This is a genomic window from Sinorhizobium meliloti (assembly GCF_017876815.1).
Taxonomy (GTDB): Bacteria; Pseudomonadota; Alphaproteobacteria; order Rhizobiales; family Rhizobiaceae; genus Sinorhizobium; species Sinorhizobium meliloti.
The window spans coordinates 2,961,318-2,981,347 of the sequence record NZ_JAGIOS010000001.1; the positions used below are offsets into that span (position 1 = coordinate 2,961,318).

Annotated in this window: 19 protein-coding genes; 12 read left to right on the top strand and 7 right to left on the bottom strand. The window is 60.8% G+C overall.

The annotated features are described in order from the left end of the window. Positions 1-18: 18 nt before the first annotated feature. Both JOH52_RS14325 and JOH52_RS14330 read left to right on the top strand, forming a co-directional pair. A complete protein-coding gene (locus JOH52_RS14325) occupies positions 19-1,452 on the top strand; it encodes a terminase large subunit domain-containing protein (RefSeq protein ID WP_010969641.1) in 1,434 nt (477 codons plus the stop codon). Continuing rightward, on the top strand, positions 1,452-1,916 hold the full coding sequence (locus JOH52_RS14330) for a hypothetical protein (protein WP_010969640.1): 465 nt from the start codon (positions 1,452-1,454) through the stop codon (positions 1,914-1,916). The genes JOH52_RS14325 and JOH52_RS14330 overlap by 1 nt, the downstream gene beginning before the upstream one ends. A gap of 89 nt (positions 1,917-2,005) precedes the next feature. Here JOH52_RS14330 and JOH52_RS14335 read toward each other — a convergent pair whose 3' ends face one another. Continuing rightward, positions 2,006-2,848: a glycosyltransferase family 2 protein gene (locus tag JOH52_RS14335; protein WP_010969638.1), complete on the bottom strand. Its 843-nt coding sequence runs from the start codon at positions 2,846-2,848 to the stop codon at positions 2,006-2,008. Positions 2,849-3,293: 445 nt separating this feature from the next. On the opposite strand from JOH52_RS14335, the gene JOH52_RS14340 reads away from it, so the two are divergent. The 3 genes from JOH52_RS14340 to JOH52_RS14350 all read left to right on the top strand — a co-directional run bounded on the left by JOH52_RS14340 (position 3,294) and on the right by JOH52_RS14350 (position 4,809). Further along, positions 3,294-4,106 carry a lysozyme family protein gene (locus JOH52_RS14340; protein ID WP_010969637.1) on the top strand — a complete coding sequence of 271 codons (813 nt, stop codon included), beginning with the start codon at positions 3,294-3,296 and terminating at the stop codon, positions 4,104-4,106. A gap of 120 nt (positions 4,107-4,226) precedes the next feature. Further along, positions 4,227-4,478, top strand: coding sequence for a hypothetical protein (locus JOH52_RS14345; protein WP_017267038.1), 252 nt, complete (start codon positions 4,227-4,229; stop codon positions 4,476-4,478). Beyond that, positions 4,471-4,809, top strand: coding sequence for a DUF1515 family protein (locus JOH52_RS14350; RefSeq protein WP_010969636.1), 339 nt, complete (start codon positions 4,471-4,473; stop codon positions 4,807-4,809). The genes JOH52_RS14345 and JOH52_RS14350 overlap by 8 nt, the downstream gene beginning before the upstream one ends. Before the next feature lie 189 nt (positions 4,810-4,998). Here the strand turns inward: JOH52_RS14350 and JOH52_RS14355 are convergent, their stop codons facing one another. Both JOH52_RS14355 and JOH52_RS14360 read right to left on the bottom strand, forming a co-directional pair. Beyond that, positions 4,999-5,283 carry a hypothetical protein gene (locus JOH52_RS14355; protein WP_003530069.1) on the bottom strand — a complete coding sequence of 95 codons (285 nt, stop codon included), beginning with the start codon at positions 5,281-5,283 and terminating at the stop codon, positions 4,999-5,001. Positions 5,284-5,319: 36 nt separating this feature from the next. Then, positions 5,320-5,601 carry a hypothetical protein gene (locus tag JOH52_RS14360; protein WP_227692111.1) on the bottom strand — a complete coding sequence of 94 codons (282 nt, stop codon included), beginning with the start codon at positions 5,599-5,601 and terminating at the stop codon, positions 5,320-5,322. A gap of 422 nt (positions 5,602-6,023) precedes the next feature. Between JOH52_RS14360 and JOH52_RS14365 the strand changes: the two genes are divergently transcribed. The 4 genes from JOH52_RS14365 (at position 6,024) to JOH52_RS14380 (ending at position 11,717) form a co-directional block, all read left to right on the top strand. Continuing rightward, on the top strand, positions 6,024-7,799 hold the full coding sequence (locus JOH52_RS14365) for an SLC13 family permease (RefSeq protein ID WP_003530071.1): 1,776 nt from the start codon (positions 6,024-6,026) through the stop codon (positions 7,797-7,799). A gap of 160 nt (positions 7,800-7,959) precedes the next feature. After that, the gene (locus JOH52_RS14370; RefSeq protein ID WP_015007710.1) at positions 7,960-8,520 is read left to right on the top strand and encodes a DUF924 family protein; all 561 of its coding nucleotides are present in this window, start codon (positions 7,960-7,962) and stop codon (positions 8,518-8,520) included. Between the two features lie 38 nt (positions 8,521-8,558). Continuing rightward, a complete protein-coding gene (locus JOH52_RS14375) occupies positions 8,559-9,020 on the top strand; it encodes a GFA family protein (protein ID WP_010969632.1) in 462 nt (153 codons plus the stop codon). Between the two features lie 39 nt (positions 9,021-9,059). After that, positions 9,060-11,717, top strand: coding sequence for a mechanosensitive ion channel family protein (locus JOH52_RS14380; protein WP_013844606.1), 2,658 nt, complete (start codon positions 9,060-9,062; stop codon positions 11,715-11,717). Between the two features lie 161 nt (positions 11,718-11,878). Here JOH52_RS14380 and JOH52_RS14385 read toward each other — a convergent pair whose 3' ends face one another. Continuing rightward, positions 11,879-12,520, bottom strand: coding sequence for a TerC family protein (locus JOH52_RS14385; RefSeq protein WP_003530075.1), 642 nt, complete (start codon positions 12,518-12,520; stop codon positions 11,879-11,881). 609 nt (positions 12,521-13,129) lie between these two features. Here JOH52_RS14385 and JOH52_RS14390 point away from each other — a divergent pair. Further along, complete coding sequence (locus JOH52_RS14390) at positions 13,130-13,393, top strand: hypothetical protein (RefSeq protein ID WP_013844605.1); 264 nt, start codon at positions 13,130-13,132, stop codon at positions 13,391-13,393. A 116-nt stretch (positions 13,394-13,509) separates the two neighbouring features. Here JOH52_RS14390 and JOH52_RS14395 read toward each other — a convergent pair whose 3' ends face one another. Then, positions 13,510-14,169 (bottom strand): dihydrofolate reductase family protein, encoded by a 660-nt coding sequence (locus JOH52_RS14395; RefSeq protein WP_003530077.1) that lies wholly within the window; start codon positions 14,167-14,169, stop codon positions 13,510-13,512. A 108-nt stretch (positions 14,170-14,277) separates the two neighbouring features. Next, positions 14,278-15,687: an adenylate/guanylate cyclase domain-containing protein gene (locus JOH52_RS14400; RefSeq protein ID WP_010969629.1), complete on the bottom strand. Its 1,410-nt coding sequence runs from the start codon at positions 15,685-15,687 to the stop codon at positions 14,278-14,280. 184 nt (positions 15,688-15,871) lie between these two features. On the opposite strand from JOH52_RS14400, the gene JOH52_RS14405 reads away from it, so the two are divergent. Beyond that, the gene (locus JOH52_RS14405) at positions 15,872-17,485 is read left to right on the top strand and encodes an SMc04171 family calcium-binding repeat protein (RefSeq protein WP_013844604.1); all 1,614 of its coding nucleotides are present in this window, start codon (positions 15,872-15,874) and stop codon (positions 17,483-17,485) included. Between the two features lie 101 nt (positions 17,486-17,586). Beyond that, positions 17,587-18,420, top strand: a complete 834-nt coding sequence (locus JOH52_RS14410) for a response regulator (RefSeq protein ID WP_010969627.1) — start codon at positions 17,587-17,589, stop codon at positions 18,418-18,420. 180 nt (positions 18,421-18,600) lie between these two features. Here JOH52_RS14410 and JOH52_RS14415 read toward each other — a convergent pair whose 3' ends face one another. After that, entirely contained in the window at positions 18,601-19,605 is a 1,005-nt protein-coding gene (locus JOH52_RS14415) for a GlxA family transcriptional regulator (protein ID WP_003530649.1), read from the bottom strand. Positions 19,606-20,030: the final 425 nt, after the last annotated feature.

Below are 20,030 nucleotides of genomic sequence, written 5' to 3' on the forward strand. Positions count from 1 at the left end.
ATAGAGGCATGATCACGGATGAGCGTATCCAACCCATCCGAGGGGACCATTGCGTCCGGCCTTTCCGCGATGCTCAGGGAACAGATGCTGCTGATGGCGGAGCTCCACAGGCGGCAACGAACGAATATCCTCGCCGGTTACCGGCCCTATGCCAAGCAGCGGGAGTTCCATGCGGCGGGCGCGGCCTTTCGCGAGAGGCTGTTCATGGCCGGCAACCAGCTCGGCAAGACGCTGGCCGGCGCAGCGGAGGCGGCGATGCATCTGACCGGGCGCTATCCCGACTGGTGGCAGGGCCGGCGGTTCGACCGGCCGATCGTCATGCTGGCGGGCTCGGAATCCTATGAATTGACCCGCGACGGCGTGCAACGGCTGCTGATCGGTCCGCCGCTGAATGAGGAGGAGTGGGGCACCGGATTTCTCCCGAAGGCGGCGATCAAGGCGACGACACGCCGCGCCGGTGCTTCCGGTGCTCTCGACAGCGTGACGGTGCGGCATGTTTCCGGCAGAGCCTCGACCCTTCTCTTCAAGGCCTACGAACAGGGGCGCGCCAAATGGCAGGCCAATACGGTGGATTATGTCTGGTTCGACGAGGAGCCGCCCGAAGACGTCTATTTCGAGGGGATCACCCGCACCAATGCGACGCGCGGCGCGATCGCGGTCACCTTTACGCCGCTCAGGGGCCTGAGCGCGGTCGTGGCCAGGTACCTCATGGAAAAATCGCCGGACCGCGCGGTCATCACCATGACGATCGAGGATGCGGAGCACTACACGCCGCAGGAGCGACAAAGGGTGATCGACAGCTATCCCGCCCATGAGCGGGAGGCGCGCACCAGGGGCGTGCCGGCGCTCGGATCCGGCAGGATCTTTCCTGTGACGGAGGAGAGCATTCGTATCGATCCCTTCGAAATCCCGAAGCATTGGGTGCAGATCGGCGGGCTCGACTTCGGCTGGGATCATCCTTTCGCGGCGGTCGGCTGCGCCTGGGACCGGGACGCGGACGTTTTCCACGTGACGAAGATCTATCGCGAGCGGGAGGCGACGCCGATCATCCATGCGGCGGCACTGAAACCCTGGGGAGCGGCGATGCCCTGGGCTTGGCCGCATGACGGATTGCAGCACGACAAGGGCAGCGGCGAGCAACTGGCGGCGCAATACCGCGCACAGGGGCTGGCCCTTCTACCGGAGCGCGCGACCTTCGACGACGGCACCAACGGCGTGGAAGCGGGGCTCTCCGACATGCTGCAGCGGATGCAGAGCGGGCGCTGGAAGGTGTTTTCCACCTGCACGGAATGGTTCGAGGAGTTCCGCCTCTATCACCGCAAGGACGGCAGGATCGTCAAGGAACGCGACGATCTGATCTCCGCCTCACGCTACGCCTTGATGATGAAGCGCCACGCACGGGCGAACAACGGCTACGCAAACTGGAACTTCACCGCCAGAAAGGTTCTCTGATGGCCGCAATGACCGATGACGCCTGTCCGCCTACGTCAGGCGTCTACGATCTCGATCTCACGTTGAAGGTCAACAGCGTGGAGGAACGTTTCGAACACTACGTTTCCACGCCTGACGACTCGATTGGTGCGAACCCTGCAATCCGTATGTGGATGAAGCAGCATCCGGACTTCCCGGTTCAAAATTATGTACCGCCGACGAAGGAGCAAATCCGTGCGTCGCTTCCGTCACTGACCACCCGCCGGCTTCGTCTGGGCCTCCTCAACAACGGTTTTACTCCGTCTCAGGTCACGGCCGCCATTGAGGCAATGCAGGAAGGTCCTGAGAAGGAGGTTGCGAAAATCGAGTGGGAATACGCGACCACATTCAACCGCATGCATCCGATGATTGGGGCCATTGCCGCCGCCCTGGGAGTCTCCGACGACCAGATTGACGCAATGTGGTCCACATCTGCCGACCTCTAGACTTCCTATCAGGGATCGACCAACATAGAACTGAGTGGAAGTCGGCAAGGTGCGCCGTGGAAACGAAAGACCTTGCAGTCAAATGGATACTAGAAAACCCAGAACAGCTTGTATCGAGTCTTTCGTCGCGCATCGTTCCAACACATTCTAAAGAACTTCATCCGCGTCGACCAGCTGACGTCTGGAAGCTTTTTTACCAAAGCGTAGCACCCTGTAGTATATTTCAGCCTCTGAGTTAGACGATCCCGAAAACTCTTGGCACGATAACGCGCCTCAGATCCAGATCCCTCTGTAAAGTCAAGTGTCGCTCCGTCCACGTACGCTACCAAATCGAGGACGACAAACTCCGACACGACGTAGGATGCGAAACACCACGGATTTCCAAGTTCGAACCAGCGTGACATGAGCAGTTCTTTTGCGTCGGCTCTGTACAGACCGTAAATCCACTCAGCGGGGAAGGTGAGGTTTCTTGGCACCTGACCGGCCACATACTTTCCGGTGAAATTGAAGGCCGAGTCGTTCGGGGCTTTGATTCTGCTTCCGCTTGATCCCACCAGCTTTGTCGGACATGCGGCAAGAAGCTTTCCGGGATTGGTATCAAGTGCTTCCACGAGCCGGGCCAAAAAATCCGGGGAAGAATGGTCATCGCATGCACGCAGGCAAAAATATTCACCGCGTTCTGCGCCGAGCTGTACTGCTCTCGCGAAGTTCGCTATCGCGCCTACATGTTCTTCGCATTTGACGAGCGAAAAGCGGTCGTCCGACCGGCAAAATTGCTCGGCTATGTCGACCGTCTTATCAGTCGATTTATTGTCGAGAATGATTGCTTCGAAGCCTTCGAACGTCTGTTCGGCAATGCACCGTAGACTGCTGGCGAGTGTCTTTTCGCCATTGTAGACGGGGAAAACGACGACGACCTTCGGCTTGGGCACTGATTTTCTCTATCGTTGAATTGACCTTGCACATACCGAATGCCGCAGCGATCCGCAACGGGCCTCCATGGCGTGAGCGCCAAGCGCCTCTTCGGCGGCAGCAAGGTCGCAACGGATTAAGGCTGTTGAGATTCATCTCGAGTTTATGACGGCTGCTGCGAGATGGATAATGGCGTTGAAGCTCTGGTCAGTCTTGTCGGCACGCACGCCGGGGGACTGCAATCTCTCCTCTTCCGTCATCTCTGTGCTTGTCACAGAGATCCAGCAGCGCCGCGTCTGCGGCGCGGGAAATGTTTCTTCAGCCCAAGGACTTGGTCTGGCTGGATCCCTGTGACGAGCACAGGGATGAGGTAATCAAACAAGCCGCCGCGGCATTCCCGAATCTCAAAAAGGCCTGTCCGCCTGTCTTCAGTACGACCTGCAATCTTCAGCAAAAAGGTAACCCATGACCAAAACCGTGCCTCAAGGCGCGGCGATGCTGCTCGACTTTATCCGGGAGGCGGAAGTCGGCAGCAAGGGCCGCGCGTCTTACGACGTGATCTACGGACATAACCAGGGGAAGCTTACAAAGCCGCTTACGGAGATGACGATCGCCGAGGTGATCCGTGCGCAGAAGGGATGGGCGAGGGCGCACGGATCGAGTGCGGCGGGGGGCTATCAGTTCATGCGGGCCACGCTCACCGGGCTTTTGAAGGAAGTACCGGGACTGCGCGGAGAACAGCGCTTCGATCCCGCGCTTCAGGACCGGCTCGCCCTTCACCTTCTGAACCGCCGTGGCTTCGCCGGCTTTGTCTCCGGCGAAATCAGCCCTGTTGAATTCGCGAGGCGGTTGGCGATGGAATGGGCGTCCCTGCCGGTTCTCGCCGAAAGCCAGGGCGACCGGCAGCGGATAAGGCGCGGGCAGTCCTATTATGCCGGCGACGGGCTCAACCGAGCGCTGGTACGGCCGGAAAAGCTGGAGGCCGTGCTTGGCGCGGTGCTGGCAGCCGGTTCACGAGAGGATGAGGCGGACCGCGTGGGCGAGGAGGCGGCGCTTGTGGTTCCGGCACGCCCGCGCAGGCCGGTTTCCCGGTCCGGCCGCTTCTGGACCTGGCTGCTGACGGCCGGCGGCACGCTCGTCACGGCGCTGAAGGAGTTGAACCTTGTCGCGCTGGATTGGCGGGTGCAGCTTGCGATCCTCGCCGTAATCGTCGGTTTTGCCGTCTACGCCATCTCGTCGATGCCGGCGGTTCGCGATGCATTGGGTCTCACGCGATGACGTTGCCGTGGAGCAATCTGGTCATCGGTGCCCTGATTCTGGCCGGAATTTCGTGGGCCATACTCGAAATCCGTTCGAATGCCGCCCAGGCGGTCCGCAATTCAATCGAAAGGCAGAACAATGAAGCAGCAAAGAGCGCTGACGCGAAGCGCTTTGACTATGACGTCTGTTCTTCTTCTGGCGGGCTGTGGAACTTCGGGACCGGCCGATGTGAGCGGCCTTCGCGGCATCTCGGGAAGTGAGCTTGCCGGCGCACGCGGCGCGACGCAGGCCGACCAGCGCAAGATCGACCGCACGGTGGTCGGCCTCTGTGCGGCATCCGTCTGGACTCGGGCGGAATGCGCGAAACACGGGGAGGGCGGAGATGATTGATGCCGGCGTTCACCAGCAGCTCGGGACCTTGGTAGCCGAGGTGAAGAACCTGAGGGAGGACCTGCGCCGATCGGAGGATAGATCGGATGTGGGCCGCGTATCCATGACGCGCCGGATGGACGAACTGGTCGAGCGCATGCGGACGCTCGAGGGCTCGATGATGCTCGTCAAGGACGATATTGCCGCGATGAAGCCCGTGACCGAGGATGTGCGCAAATGGAAGCTGATGGGGATGGGCGCTCTCGGCGTTATCGGCATCGGCGGGGCAGCGCTCGGCGTGACATTTGCCGATGTGGCAAAACGCGTGCTGATGCTGACGAGAGCTGGGTAGAGGTCCTCTTTCGCTATCGTAACCGCGTAACCGGAAGCGGTGGATGCGGTAGCCCGCCAACACAATGCAGACGGTGCGCGAATAGCGGCCGCGCCGCTCTTCGATGCCTGATCATTGAATTGCGCAATCCAAGCAAATCGCTCGCGCTCTTCCGGTGAAGTGCTCCAGCGCAGGGACCGACGCGCCCATTCAATCGTCGTCGAAAAGGGGTAGGTCGCGGTAGCGGCGGCTTACCAGCCGCAGCGACCGGTCCGGTTCGATGACATAGGTTTCGTAGACCCGGCGGCCGAACCGGTCGATGAACTGATGCGGCACAATGCTGCCGACCGGCGCCTTGGTAAGCCTGGTGCGTGGCTGGCCCCCGTAGGTGATGCTGCCGGGAATCGGCTCCAAATAAGGCGAATAGCCCATCGAGGTCGCCTCGCAGCCGGTCAGAAGTGTGAGCACGCACAGGACAGGAAGAACATATTTCATGACGATCCTCGCCACTTGCATGATTCTCGCCGGCATTCAGTCGCTGAATATGTCGTAATCTATGCGGCGGCTGGTCAGTCGCAACGAGCGGTCCGGATTAATGACATAGGTCTCGTAGACCCGGTGACCATAGGTGTCGAAGAACTGGTGCGGCACCATGCTGCCAATCGGGGCCTTCGTCAGTTTCGTTCGCGGCTGACCGCCATAGGTGATGCTGCCGGGCATGGGTTCCAGTCTGGGGCCGTAGCCAACCGTTTGCGTCGATGTACAGGCGCTGAGCGCGACGGCGGCGCAGAGGGTGAAGAGAGCTGTGCTCACGGCGCCGCGCCTCCCGATGGACACGTGGCGATGTCCTGCCGGGGCCCGCATTGTTGTGCGGTTCTCCAGCTTCATTCCGGTTTCAGGGAAGATGCAGTAGGCTGCGGCGGATTGCATCGCGTGACGGTTCATGTACATGCTTCGCCCCATATGAGTTGCACCAGCTTATTCCTTATTCGACAACGTGCAAAGAAAGCAGGAAGTTCGGCGTGTCGCGGGCATCACGCGCGTTTCGTGGGGGATTTCGCGATATTTCGATTGCATAGGCAGGAATCTTTGAAGGATGTAATGGCCGAGGCCCGCCGATGCATGAGGAACCCCGTGCGAACCTTCCAGTGGGATCGCGCGTTTGATTCGGTGTCGGCGAATGGGCCTGCAAACAGAACCCCGGTTTCCGACGAGTCGCTGCTCAGGTACTGCCCATGACCGCCGAACAGACCCTTTCGTTTCTCGTGCTCGGCGCCATGATGATCTTCTTCATTTGGGGTCGCTTTCGCTACGACATCGTCGCCTGCTCGGCGTTGATGCTTTCGGTTGCGGTCGGTATCGTTCCTTTCGATAACGCCTTTGACGGCTTCAGCGACGACATCGTCATCATCGTCGGCAGCGCACTGATCGTCAGCGCGGGCGTTGCACGTTCGGGTGTGGTCGATGCCGCCATCCAGCGATTTCTTCCGGATCTGCAATCGGTGAGGGCGCAGCTTGCTCTGCTCGTCGTCACGGTCACGGTACTTTCGGCCTTCATAAAGAATATCGGCGCGCTGGCGATCATGATCCCGGTGGCGTTCCAGTTCGCGCGCCGCTCGAACGTGCAGCCCTCCGTCTTCCTGATGCCGATGGCTTTCGGCTCGCTGATCGGTGGCCTGATGACGCAGGTCGGCACCTCGCCCAACGTGGTCGTGTCCCGGGTGCGTGCGGATCTGACGGGCGAGAGTTTCACCATGTTCGACTTCACGCCCGTCGGCGCTTCTCTGGCACTGGTCGGCGCGGTGTTCCTGCTGTTCGGCTATCGCCTGGTGCCGGAGCGGAAAAGTCAGCAGGTCGGCATGCATCAGGCGATCGAGATCACCGACTACACGTCCGAGGCAATGGTCCCGGCCGGGTCGCCGGTGATCGGCAAGCCGCTCAGCAACCTGGTCAAGATCGGCGATGGCGGAGCCGTAGTGATCGCCGTCTTCCGTCGCGGCACGCATCTGGCGCCGCTGCCCGATGTCGTTATCGAACTGGACGATATCCTTCTGCTCGAAGGCGGTCCCGCTGCGCTCGACCGCATCGTCTCCCAGGCAAAGCTCAAGATCTCCGGCGATCGTGCGCCGATGCCGAACGACAAGGAGAAAGCCGAGACCGAAGCCATCGAGGCGGTGATCGCCACCGGCTCACCGCTGATCGGCATGTCGGCTCAGCGCCTGGCGCTCTTCAACAATCACAACATCAACCTGCTGGCCGTCAGCCGCCAAGGCGAACGATTGAAACAGAGGCTTGGCAGCATAAGACTGCGGGCCGGCGACATCGTCGTGCTTCAGGGTACCCGCAGGGAATTGCCGTCTTTCCTGCAGGACTTCGGCTGCCTGCCGCTCGCGCAACGGGAAATCCTGCTCGGCACCATTCGCCGTGCCACCGTTCCGTTGCTTGTTCTGGCGACCGCGATGGGGGCGACCGCGGTTGGCGTCGTGCCTGTGCAAATCGCCTTTTTTGCTGCGGCGCTTGCCATGGTGGTGTTTCGCGTCATCCCTCTGCGTGACGTTTATCGCGCCGTGGACGGACCGATCCTGGTCATGCTTGCAGCGCTGATCCCCGTCAGCGACACTTTGCGCACGACGGGCGGCTCGGACCTGATCGCGGGCTGGCTGAGCGGAATGGCGGCGAGTCTGCCGCCTGCGGGGGCGCTTGCCATCATGGTCGTTGCGGCCATGGCGGTGACACCCTTTCTGAACAATGCCGCCACGGTCCTCGTCATGGCGCCGATTGCCGCCAGTTTTGCAACGGCGCTCGATTACAGGCCAGACGCGTTCCTGATGGCGGTGGCCATCGGCGCCGGCTCCGACTTCCTCACGCCGATCGGCCACCAATGCAACACGCTGGTTATGGGACCCGGCGGTTACCGGTTCAGCGACTACCCACGACTGGGTCTGCCGCTTTCCGTCGTCATCGTGATCGTCGCGGTGCCGATGCTGATGTGGGTCTGGCCGCTGCGTTAGAATGCCGGGGAGAATTGGAACCGCGCGCGAATACGGATTGCCTGCCAAATTGCAGGCATTCGGTGGAAACGGCCTGATCGCCGCCTATCTTGCGGCGGAAGCGTATCTTTTGTGGAAGTGCTCTGGAATTGCTCTGGCAGTAGGGAGGCATGTGGGCGTCATGACTGGCGATATCGAGATCTGTACGCCGGAAGAGGTGCTGAAATTCTGGTTCACGGAACTTTCTTATGACCACTGGTTCACGCCGGATCCAGGGCTCGACGAGCAATGTGCGCAGCGCTTTCAGGCGTCGCACCTGGCCCTGTCCAGAAACTTCGACAATGTCTGGCGCGAGACCCCGCAGAACTGGCTGGCGGCCGTCATCCTTTTCGACCAGATGCCGCGCAACATGTATCGCGGGTCGCCGTTGGCCTTTGCCACGGATTGCCTTGCGTTGCGGGAGGCGAAGCTCGCCATCGGCGCGAGCGCCGACATGGCGGTGCCGAGGGAATGGCGCGCGTTTTTCTATATGCCGTTCGAGCACTCCGAAAACCTGACCGACCAGACCATGTCGGTCAAGCTGTTCACCGAACTCGGAGACGCCAGCTACCTCGACTATGCGATCCGGCATCGCGACGTGATCGAGCGGTTCGGGCGCTTCCCGCACCGCAATGGCATTTTGGCCCGCATGTCGTCAGCGGCCGAGGAAGAGTACCTCGCGCAGCCCGGCGCCGGGTTCTAGGCATGAACCATGGCGGAGAACGAAATCAGGAGGAAACCATGAGTGCCGGAGAACTGCCCTGGCAAGGGGGATGCCGCTGCGGACAGGTGCGCATCAAGGTGAGCGCGCAACCGCTTCTTACGATGGCATGCCATTGTACCGGCTGCCAGCGAATGACCGGCAGCGCGTTCTCGTTGAGCGTCGCCATTCCGAGCGAAGGCTTCGAGGTCACACGCGGCGAGCCTGTCATCGGCGGCCTTCACGGCGCAACGCGCCACTATTTCTGTCCTCATTGCATGAGCTGGATGTTCACGCGCCCGGAAGGCATGGACTGGTTCGTCAATCTCCGCGCGACCATGCTCGACGATCCCAGTTGGTGCAGGCCGTTCATAGAAACCTGGACCAGTGAAAAGCTGCCGTGGGTGAGCACATCCGCCGTTCATAGCTACGCGGCGTTGCCACCGCTGGAGAGTTACGAGCAGTTGCTGGCGGACTATGCCAGGCATTCCGAAGAGGATTGAGCCGCGAGACGATTCAGATCAGCCTGGATCTCAGAGGATTTGCATCTTTTTGCCGTTATGCATGTGCAGACCGGCAACTGGCAAAGCTCGGAGCGGTTCTGCGCGGCGCAGGGATTATCGAAGGGTAGGAAATTGCATCTCCTGGAAAAACTGAGGGCGCTTTCGATCGCCCTGTCTTTCGGTGCGCTGACGCTCGCTGCCGGCGGATCCGCAGTTGCGCAGGAGCCCGAGCCGAGCGTTGAGCAAACCCGGCCGGCCCAACAGGCGGCGCCTGCCCAGCCTCTCCAGCCTGCCCAATCCGTCCAGCCCGCGCCGCAGGCCGAACCGGCACAGCCGGCGACGCAGACCGGGACGGGTCAGGCGCCGGATGCCGCATCGCCGGTATTGCAGCAGGCGGAGGATCAGCTTGCCCAGGCCGACCGGGAGCTGAAGCGTCTCATCGAGCGTACCAATGCCGTCGAGGACGACGACGCCATGCTCGCCGAACTCAGGGTGCAGGTCGACGAGCTTTCGAAGCAGATCATCGCCGCCTCCGTCCCCACCCGTCCGAGGCTCGACGAAATCAAGGCGAGGCTCACGGAGCTCGGCGATCCTCCCGGTGAGGGGCAGCCGCCCGAAGACGCGGTCATCACCGATGAGCGCAAACGCCTCCTGGCGGAACGCGGGGCGATCAATGCTCTGACGGGCAGGGCGGAGAACCTCTCGGTCGAGGCGAGGAAACTTGCCAACCGGATCACCGCGACGCGCCGGGCGATCTTCTCCAACACCCTGCTGAGACATACGGATGTCTCGGCGGCGATGTTGAGCGAAGCCGTCACTGCAACGATGCACGAAGCGATGGCACTGTCGCGCAGCATCGGCGGTTGGCTGACATTCGCCTGGAATTACAAGCGCGTGCCGCTGCTGAGCGCGATCTTCCTTTCGCTCTGCGCCGCGCTGCTCTTCCTGGTCGGCGGTTACAGGCTTTTTTCGCCGGTCCTCATGCGCCACGAGGAAGACGACGAGCCCACCTATTTCCGGCAGCTTTCGCTTGCGTTCTGGTCGACACTCATCCCGACTCTGGCGCTCGCCGCCTTCGCTATGTCGAGCTACTTCTTCCTCAGTAGTTTCAACGTCTTGCGGCCGGATATTGCTCCCATAGTTGCGATCACGCTCGCCATGGGCGTCGTGCTGTTCTTCATAGCCAGGCTGGCAGGCGCGGTGCTATCGCCGAACCGATCGAGCTGGCGGCTCGTGCGCGTTTCGGATCGCGGCGCGAAAATGCTGATGGTGCCGATCTTCGCGATGGCGCTCGTCAACGGGCTCGACTATCTGCTCGGCAGCATCAGCGAGTCTCTCGGTTCTCCGGTGGTGCTGACGATCGCCAAAAGCTTCGTGGCATCGATCATCATCGGTCTCATTCTCATGTCGATGGCGTGGATCCGGCCTGTGCTGAGGGCCGATGAACCTTACGATGCACCGGGACGTCCCTGGCCGCGGGTTATTTCGCTCTCGTTTCTCCTGCTGGGCGCGGCGCTCATCGCGACTGCATTGTCGGGCTATGTCGGCCTGGCGCGCTTCATCGCCACGCAGATCACGGTAACGAGCGCGATCCTGGTGACGGTCTATATCGGCCTCCTTACGGGGAAGTCCGTGTCCAAGCAGGGCGCCTTTGCCGAAACGGTAGCCGGACGCTATCTGGAGCGCCGCTTCCATCTGGAGCCGGTTGCGCTCGACCAATTCGGCCTTTTTGCCGGTCTCGGCATTTATGTGCTCGTTCTCTCCTTCTTCATCCCGCTGATATTGATGCAGTGGGGCTTCAAGACTGCGGACATAGAGTCCTGGGCCTATCAGGTGCTGACCGAAATCAGGATCGGCACGATCACGATTTCGCTGGTGGGCATTCTCGCGGGGGTACTGCTCTTTGCCCTCGGCTTTCTCGTCACGCGTTGGGTGCAGCGCTGGATCGACGGCAACGTCATGGCGCGCAGTCGCGTCGACGCCGGCGTGCGCAACTCCATACGTACCGGTATCGGCTATATGGGCGTGGGCATTGCCGGCCTTATCGGGTTGTCGGCCGCCGGCATCGATCTTTCGAGTCTCGCCCTCGTTGCCGGCGCCCTCTCCCTCGGCGTCGGTTTCGGCCTGCAGAACATCGTCTCCAATTTCGTTTCGGGTCTGATCCTGCTGGTGGAGCGTCCCTTCAAGGTGGGCGACTGGATCGTCAGCGGTACGACCGAAGGCTTTGTGCGGCGAATCTCCGTCCGCGCGACCGAGATCGAGACCTTCCAGCATCAGTCGATCATGATGCCGAATTCTCTGCTCATCAACGCCTCGGTCGGAAACTGGACGCACCGCAACAAGCTCGGCCGGTCGGAAATTGCAGTGACGGTGACCTATGCCAGCGATCCGCGCCGGGTTATCGAACTGCTCTACGAAATCGCCGCAGCCCATCCGATGATCCTCAAGAACCCGGCTCCCAATGTCGGCTTCACGGCCTTCGAAGACGAGCGAATGACGTTTGAATTGCGCATCTATGTCGCGGACGTGCTGACGGCCGGCGGTGTTCGCAACGACCTTCGCGTCTCGATCTACGAGCGCTTTCGTGACGAGGGAATCGGCGCGCCGTTCCCGATGAAGATCGAGGATGTAACGCCTGAGGAAGAAGCCGGAAGCGCCGGACCCGAACCTTCGGTTATGGAGAAAGAGAAGGCCTGATCTCGCCGAAGACAAGGCCTGACGCGCCGGCGCCATTGGCGAAGGCAGGAAAGAGAAGAAGGAGCGGTAATACCGCTCCTTCTATCGGCCGAACCCCGGCCGCACGTTGAAACTGCGCACTTCCGCCCGGAAACGGTTACACACCGTTTCCGGGGAGTGCTCTAAAGCCCGGCCAGAGCCTGGGCCACCGGCATAACGTGTGGCCACACCTCCATTGCCCCGCGATAGATCATGTCGAGTGCGACGTAGAAGATGATCGCCAGGCCGATGTAAGCGATCCAGTGGTACCGGCTGAGCAGGCGGGCGATAAAGCCCGCGGCGATACCCATCATCGCGATAGAGAGCGCCAGACCAAAGACGAGCACGGTTGGATGCTCTCGGGCGGCACCGGCGACGGCGAGGACGTTGTCGAGCGACATGGACACGTCCGCTATCACGATCTGTGTTGCCGCCTGTTTGAAAGTCTTCTTTGGGGCCGAGGCGTCCGCATTTCCCAGGCCGTCAACGCCTTCGTGACCGCCAGTGCGAATCTCGCGCCACATCTTCCAGCAGACCCAAAGCAGGAGGAGCCCGCCGGCGAGCAGGAGCCCGATGATCGCAAGCAGTTGGACCGTGAAGATGGCGAGCACGATGCGAAGCACGGTTGCGGCGAGAATGCCGACGAGAATAGCCTTCTTGCGCTGCTCCAGCGGCAAGCCGGCTGCTGCAAGGCCGATAACGACGGCGTTGTCGCCGGCAAGCACCAGGTCGATCACAATGACCTGCAGCAGTGCCGTCAGGCCGGCGGAAGTGAAAATCTCCATGTGTGGTAACCCTTCTTGTCCCCGAAACGCCTGCGGCGTTGCAAAACGCATAGACCGCGAACAATCGACGGATCAAGTGGGCCGGGACAACTAATCGGCATTTTCGAAGGACACAGGAACGCCGAGCAGCTTCCGGTGTTCTGACGCGGCTCGAGCCGCCGCATTGTTTTTCCTGCACGGCGTACGCTTCGAGAAATTCTGGGCTACGGCGCCGCGCGTCTTATCAGACGCGCAAAGGTCGCTGTAGCGCTTTGATCTGCTGCATGTTTTTGACCTTTGATCGGTTACGATCAAAGGAAACATGCACTACAGCGCCGCGCGTCTTATCAGACGCGCAAAGGTCGCTGTAGCGCTTTGATCTGCTGCATGTTTTTGACCTTTGATCGGTTACGATCAAAGGAAACATGCACTACAGCGCCGCGCGTCTTATCAGACGCGCAAAGGTCGCTGTAGCGCTTTGATCTGCTGCATGTTTTTGACCTTTGATCGGTTACGATCAAAGGAAACATGCAGTAGGCTGGCCGTGGCTAGAGGGGTGGCCGGCGTCTTCCTTTTCGCGACGGGAAGGCGGCCGGCCGAAACGGGGGCGGCGCTCGAGCGCCGAATGTGATGAAGACGTATGCTGTCGTTATGGTGTCCGCAATGCTGTGGGCTGGCGTGGCCTATGCCGCGACCGTTACAAACAAGGATGGCGAGGCCGCTGTTCTGGTGATCGTCGAAGGGGAGAGCCGGATCGAAGTGGCAATCGATGCAGGTGCGACGGAAGTGATCTGCCCCGGCGGCTGCTTCGTCACTGCGCCGAGCGGCGACCGTGTGGGGCTCCAGGGCGACGAGACGATCGAAATCGTCAACGGCTCCGTCGTTGTGAAGTGACGCCACGTGCGGCTATCCTCCGGGAGCGGAAGGCCGCCGGAAGTTGGGCCTTTCAAAGATAATGCGGGGCCGTAGCCCCGCACCGTGTTTGGCGACGGCACGTGCAAAGCGGAAGATCAGCTCAGCTTTCTTCGCCGCTCCAGTTCCGCTTCGGTCGGCTGCTCGAACTCGAACGAACCTGTTACGACAGGGCCGCTGCGGACGTATTTGTTGGCGGTGACGCCCGTCCCGGAGACTTTTGAACCGAGGAGTTTCATGGCCATCGGCATGGCGCCGTGACCAAAGAGCCGCTTGCCCTTTCCGAGCACAACCGGAAAGTACGAGATGTACATCTCGTCTACCAGATCGTTGCTGAACAGGGTCTGCAGGAAGTCGGTCGAACCCTGGGTCAAAAGATCGGGACCTTCCTCGCTCTTCAGTTTCTTAAGCATTGCAACTGGGTCGGAGCCGAGAGTACGGCTGTTTTGCCAGTCGAGCCTCAGATCGGGGTTGCGCGTGGCGACATATTTGGTGATCCGGTCAAAGAGCGGACCGATCGGATCGTCAGGGCCGGCATAGGGCCAGTGTGCGGCGAAGATGTCATAGGTCTTCCGCCCAAGCAGAAGATCGAACGGCTTGGAAAACATCTCGTCCACCGCTTGTCCCATGGTCTCGTCGAAATAGGGGGCGGCCCAGCCGCCATGGTCGAAGCCGCCGACCGGGTCCTCGTGCGGTCCGCCCGGCGCCTGCATGATTCCGTCAAGGCTTACGAATGCGCCAACGATGATCTTTCTCATTCCGGCTCTCCTCGTTCGTGGTGTTACCGAACCCAGGACGCTGGACGATACCGACAGCAACGCCACAAGCTGCAAGAATTTCCTTGAGAACTTTGGCGTAAGAGCGGCTCACGGGATCGCGAAAATGCTGATCTCGTTGGCAATTCCTCTTAGCGTCACGTTGTGCGCCATCGGACTTAGGCCCCGATCAGAGAGCACACCGGATGCTCGAGGATCCTCGAGGACGGAGCCGGTCGCGAAGATCTCACGCGAGGTGGCGAGATGTTGCACGCGCGAGGCGATGTTGACGGTCTGGCCGAAATAGTCCTGCCGGTCGTTCAGGTTGACAGCGATGCACGGCCCCTCATGGATGCCGATCTTGAGGAGCAGGTCCTCGCTGCCGCGCTCTTCGTTGAGTTCGCGCATTGCCTCGCGCATCCGCATTGCCGCAGTGACAGCCCGGTCGGGCGTCGGGAAAGTCGCCATAACCGCATCACCGATCGTCTTGACGACGGCGCCGGCCTCGGCCGCGACGATTTCGTTCAAGACGTTGAAATGCGTTCTTACCAGGTCGAAGGCCGCGAGGTCGCCGACGCGCTCGTAGAGTTCCGTCGAGCCGCGCAGGTCGGTGAAGAGGAAAGTAAGGCTGGTGATCTTCAGCCGTTGGTCCACATCGAGCGTGTCGGTGCGGTAGATGTCGCGGAAAGTCTGGTTGGAGAGCAGCCGCTTGGCGGTGAGAAATGGCCGACGGCGGCCGAGCAGGGCATGCAGCGCTTCGCCTGCCACGCAGATCGAGGGCAGGGTACGAACCTCGGCGTGGTTCTCCACCGAGACGCGCAAGGGGCCGGGCGGCAAGCTCAGCGTCTCGTGATGGCGGTGCGAGCGATCGAAGACGAGCCCGAGATTCCTCCTTTCCCTTGTCGGTTCGCCGCTCACATCCAGGAATTGCGCGGCATGCGTCACCGGCTCGAAGATGATGACGAATTCCGCGGGAAGCTGCAGCGAGATCACGGCTTTCTCGCCTGGCGGCAGTTCCAGTGCCTCCAACAGGAATTCGTCGACCTTTGCTTCGTAATCCTCTTCCGGCAGGTCGATGCCGGAACCCCAATAGATCTGGCGGAAATATTCGGCCGGCGGCAATTCATGCGGCGTATGTGCTCCGATGCGGCGCACGCGCGGACTGACCGTGAAGGTGACTTCGACCATCTCGTCGAGCGTCGGCTCGTAACCGGCGGCACAAAGCGCGCAGGTATACTCCGTGCTCTGCACCGTCTTCAGGGACGTGTTGGCATCGAGTACACCGCCGCAACCCGGACAGAGCACATTCCAGGAAAGCTCGAAAATGCCCAGGCGCGACGCATGCAGAAAGCCTGCGATCGTCTCTTCCTCGTCGAGGCCCTCGCGCGCGGCAAAGGCGAGCGCATTGATCCGGCAAAGCCTGTGATCGGGTGCATCCCGAACGAGCCGCTCGAATGCATCGGCGACCTCCGTCCTTGCCGAATGGCGCAGCACATCGAAAAGGGGTTGGGCTTCGCTCATGAACACATTCTATACGGAAATCGGCTGGCGGTCAGGCCGCATTTCGGTTTGGGTGCAATGTAATTTTATATTTGAAGTAATGTAATTTATATTTGTAGTACGAAAATTATTTTTAGCCGTATCTCGATTTGTTCTTTGGAATTTAATATTAGTGGCCTTCTTCGCAACTCAGGGGATGAGCGACATGACTACAGTCGTGGGGACGGCCGGAAACGATACGCTATCTGGAACCGAGGAGAAGGATCGCATCTGGGGTCTAGCCGGCGCCGATGAGATCGATGCCGGCGGCGGCGATGACCTCGTCGACGGCGGGGCTGGAAACGATCGTCTGACAAGCAGGAGCGGGTATGACCGGCTCGACGGCGGCGAGGGAGATGATCTCATCAGCCTGATCGGGACCGGCGGCGCGGTTACAGGCGGTGCCGGCGTCGATACGCTGGTGGTCGACCTGTCGAACGTCAGCTCCGACGTCCGGTTCAGCGGCGAGCACGGTCACGGCATCATCGGCTACAACACGGCGAACTGGGAACACATCTTCTTCAATCGCATCGAGAGGCTGGTCCTGACGACCGGCAGCGGCAACGACCGGATATTCGGCGCCGCCACCGACGACATCATCTCGACCGGCGCCGGGAACGACGTCGTAGGCCCATATGGCGTCGACGGCGACGACGGCACCAGCATGCTGGGCGACGACGCGATCGACACAGGCAGCGGCGGCGACATCATCAACGACACTGTTGGCGCGAACCGGATCTTTGCCGGAGACCATAACGACATCATCATCACCACGCTTTCCTCCGCGGTGATCGACGGCGGTAACGGCTGGGATAAACTCTCCATCTTCGATGAAGGACGAACCGACGGCGTCACTATCGATTTCGGACAGGGGTTTGCCTCGACGGGCACTCTGATCAGCGGGATCGAGGTTGCAAGCGTGGATCTCGGCGGCGGCAGTGATACGCTGATCGCCGGAAATCTGTCTTCGCTCACCGCCCATATGGGCGACGGCGACAATTATGTCGCCGGCGGCAGCGGCAGGGACTATGTCGCCTCCGGAAGCGGCGACGATGCCCTTTATGGGGGCGCTGGCGATGACATCCTGATCAGTGCCGGCGGGAACGACGTGCTCGCCGGCGGCGATGGGAACGACGAGATTTACGACGGCGGAACGAGTTTCGGCGACGGAGAGACATATATAGACGGCGGCGCAGGCGACGACCTCATCCAGGTGGTTGCGCCATCCGGCTTTATCGATGGCGGTGGCGGCAGCGATACGTTGCGCGTCGTCGATCCCCTGCCGGGCACGAATTTCGACGCTTCGACCGGCACGCTGGGTACGACGCTGATCTTCACCAATATCGAGAGATTCGAGCTGTCCGGCGGCTCGGGGAACGATAGCATCCGCACGCTTGCAGGCGACGATCAGCTCGCCGGCAACGACGGCAACGACCGGCTGGACGGCGGCGCCGGAAACGACGTGCTTTGGGGCGGCGCGGGTGACGATGTCATGACGGGCGGAGCAGGCGCAGATACCTTCCTGTGGTCGTCCGATACGTTTTCGTTCGCAGGTGTGGATCGCATCACGGATTTCGATGCGGACGGCGGCGACCTGCTGCGCTTTACCGGATATGCACCCGACACCACGCGCATCGACAGCTTCGCCGACCTGGTTGCCGCCGCGACCGAGACGGAAGACGGGCTCTACATCGCCTTCAATGGATCCGATACATTCGGTCTGCTGCTGGACAAGGTCGCACTTGCCGACCTTTCGGCGGATGATGTCGTCTTCGTTTGAGGGATGCCTTCGCGGACATTTGGATGAGCGCGCCATTAACACCGGATAAAGCGTTTTGCTCATAGGGTGCCTTCCGGGGACACTCTATTCATAGGCGATCAATGTCATTCTTCGGCATTTCCGGAATGTACTTTTCCGGTGAATCCCTCGGCGAGCACCGTATCGTGCTTGCCGAGGACTCCAACCTCTTTGCTTCGATGGTCTCGAAGCGGCTGAAGGAGCTTTTCGATATCGATGTGATCGTCTGTCGTGACTACGAGGACTTGCAGTTCGCGGTCGAAAACGCTTCCTTCGCGCCATCTCTCGCCATTTCCAATATCAACCTTCCAGGCGCAGAGAACGGAGAGGCACTCACCTACCTGATCGAAATGAGCGTGCCGACGATCGTCTTCACCGGTTCGTTTCAGGAGAGCACGCGCGAGACGATCCTCGCCAAGGACATTGTCGATTATGTCATCAAGGACAGCGTCTTTGCTGTCGATATGCTGGCAGAGTCCGTCTGCCGATTCCTGACGAACCAGCAGCATCACGTGTTGATCGTCGACGATAGCGCGACGGCCCGGGCCGTGTTGACGACGCAGTTGAAGCGCTACAATTTCAGAACGAGCTCGGCGGAAAACGGCTCTGCGGCGCTGGAAATCCTGAAGAACAATCCGGACATCGCCCTCGTCATAACCGACTACAATATGCCCGATATCGACGGTTTCGAGCTTACGCGGCGAATCCGCGCCGCCCACGGCCCGCATCAGCTAAGGATCATCGGTGTGTCGTCGTCGAAGGACCGGCTGCTTTCCGCCCGGTTCCTCAAAGCCGGCGGCAACGATTTCGTCGTTCGCCCCTTCGTCAACGAGGAATTCTACTGCCGCGTCAATCAGAACCTCGATACGCTCACCAAGGTGAGAACTTTGAACGCGAGGACCAAGATCCCGGCCTGAAGGACGACCGCCATTCGGGCGGTCCGGGCGACCGGCGCCGCCGGTTGATTTGGGCCGGTTTCAGGAGAAAACGCCGGCGCGGATGACGCAGGGTCCGTCATGGGCGTTGACGTGGCACCGGCAGTTGCCGGTGCCGCCCGATGAAGGCCTCGCCGTTCAATCGTTCCGAAACGCGGCGATCTACCGCGCCATCTGCAGCGTCAGCTTTCGCTCGGCGCGTTCCTGTTGCGGCGAGCGGTTGTAAAGCTCGCGGTAACACTTCGAAAAATGCGAAGCGGAAACGAAGCCGCAGGCGACGGCGACTTCCACAACCGGCATGGACGACTGGATAAGCAGGTGCCGGGCGCGGTCGAGGCGGATTTCCAGATAATAGCGGGCAGGCGATCTGCCCATCTCCTGGCGGAAAAGCCGCTCGATCTGACGGCGAGACAGGTCCGCGCTTTCTGCGATCTCCAGTAGCGACAGCGGCTCGGAGAGGTTGCTCTCCATCAGTTCGATGATCGACAGGACCTTGGCGTTCTGGACGCCGAGACGCGCTCTCAGCGGCAGCCGCTGGCGGTCGTGCGGCCCGCGCACCCGATCGGTGAGCGCTTGTTCGCAGACGCGGTTGACGAGGTTCTCGCCGAAATCCTGATCGATCAGGTTCAGCATCATGTCGAGCGAGGCGGTGCCGCCGGCGCACGTATAGATGTTGCCGTCGATCTCGTAGAGGTCCGCATATACATCGGCCTGGGGGAAGCTCTCGGAGAAGCCCGGCAGGTTTTCCCAATGGATCGCGCAGCGCTTGCCCGTGAGCAGGCCCGCCGAGGCGAGCACATGGGCGCCCGTACAGAGACTGCCGACGGCGATGCCGCGGTTATAGGCTTCGCGCAGCCATGCATTCACCGACTTGTTCTGGAAGTCCTCGACATAGACGCCCGAACAGACCAGCACCATGGATGGGCGGCTTTCTCCGCCGAGATATTTGCGTTCGTCGGCGAGCGAGGTGTTGACTTCGAGCGCAATGCCCGCCGACGAATAGACCTTTTGGCCGTCGGTCGAGGCGAGACGCCACGTGTAGGCTTCGTAACCGAGCATCCGGTTGGCGATGCGGAGCGTCTCGATCGCCGCCGAAAAGGGCAGCATCGAAAAGTTTGGCACCAGAAAGAAGACGAGCGAACGCTTCTTCGTCAGCGGTTTGTGCATGAAACCTCCCAGGCTAAAGCACGTTGCATAGATCGAATTCATGCGACGCACTTCAGGTCGTCGCTTTCGTGCATGTCGTCAGCCCCAAACCGCTGCGCACTTTTGGCGACATGCATTAAGGCTCGCATATTCGTCGCTTGGAATATGCGCTTCAGCTTGTCGAATTGCGACATTGGCATGGAAAGCCGCGACTGGGAAGAGATTTCGCATTGCGACATCCCTCCGCCCGGGCCTGTCGCGTGCCGGGTCGACGAGTGTATGAAATGCGACAAGATCATGGACCGCGATGACGTAATCGAGCAAAAATGAGGCAAACTGAGCGAAAGTTGCGCAGGTGCGCTTGAGCTGCGGCTTTACCGCTAGCGACTTTTCACCTTTGCAGAATTCGGATGTCGGTATCTGACAAGACGCATTGGAGAGCGCGC

Bases quoted from the DNA above. Each gene is read 5' to 3' on its own strand.
- JOH52_RS14340 (WP_010969637.1), top strand. From the start codon at position 3,294: ATGACCAAAACCGTGCCTCAAGGCGCGGCGATGCTGCTCGACTTTATC.
- JOH52_RS14400 (WP_010969629.1), bottom strand. From the start codon at position 15,687: ATGAGCGAAGCCCAACCCCTTTTCGATGTGCTGCGCCATTCGGCAAGG.
- JOH52_RS14325 (WP_010969641.1), top strand. From the start codon at position 19: ATGAGCGTATCCAACCCATCCGAGGGGACCATTGCGTCCGGCCTTTCC.
- JOH52_RS14415 (WP_003530649.1), bottom strand. From the start codon at position 19,605: ATGCACAAACCGCTGACGAAGAAGCGTTCGCTCGTCTTCTTTCTGGTG.
- JOH52_RS14385 (WP_003530075.1), bottom strand. From the start codon at position 12,520: ATGGAGATTTTCACTTCCGCCGGCCTGACGGCACTGCTGCAGGTCATT.
- JOH52_RS14405 (WP_013844604.1), top strand. From the start codon at position 15,872: ATGACTACAGTCGTGGGGACGGCCGGAAACGATACGCTATCTGGAACC.
- JOH52_RS14345 (WP_017267038.1), top strand. From the start codon at position 4,227: ATGAAGCAGCAAAGAGCGCTGACGCGAAGCGCTTTGACTATGACGTCT.
- JOH52_RS14395 (WP_003530077.1), bottom strand. From the start codon at position 14,169: ATGAGAAAGATCATCGTTGGCGCATTCGTAAGCCTTGACGGAATCATG.
- JOH52_RS14410 (WP_010969627.1), top strand. From the start codon at position 17,587: ATGTCATTCTTCGGCATTTCCGGAATGTACTTTTCCGGTGAATCCCTC.
- JOH52_RS14350 (WP_010969636.1), top strand. From the start codon at position 4,471: ATGATTGATGCCGGCGTTCACCAGCAGCTCGGGACCTTGGTAGCCGAG.
- JOH52_RS14375 (WP_010969632.1), top strand. From the start codon at position 8,559: ATGAGTGCCGGAGAACTGCCCTGGCAAGGGGGATGCCGCTGCGGACAG.
- JOH52_RS14355 (WP_003530069.1), bottom strand. From the start codon at position 5,283: ATGAAATATGTTCTTCCTGTCCTGTGCGTGCTCACACTTCTGACCGGC.
- JOH52_RS14365 (WP_003530071.1), top strand. From the start codon at position 6,024: ATGACCGCCGAACAGACCCTTTCGTTTCTCGTGCTCGGCGCCATGATG.
- JOH52_RS14390 (WP_013844605.1), top strand. From the start codon at position 13,130: ATGAAGACGTATGCTGTCGTTATGGTGTCCGCAATGCTGTGGGCTGGC.
- JOH52_RS14370 (WP_015007710.1), top strand. From the start codon at position 7,960: ATGACTGGCGATATCGAGATCTGTACGCCGGAAGAGGTGCTGAAATTC.
- JOH52_RS14330 (WP_010969640.1), top strand. From the start codon at position 1,452: ATGGCCGCAATGACCGATGACGCCTGTCCGCCTACGTCAGGCGTCTAC.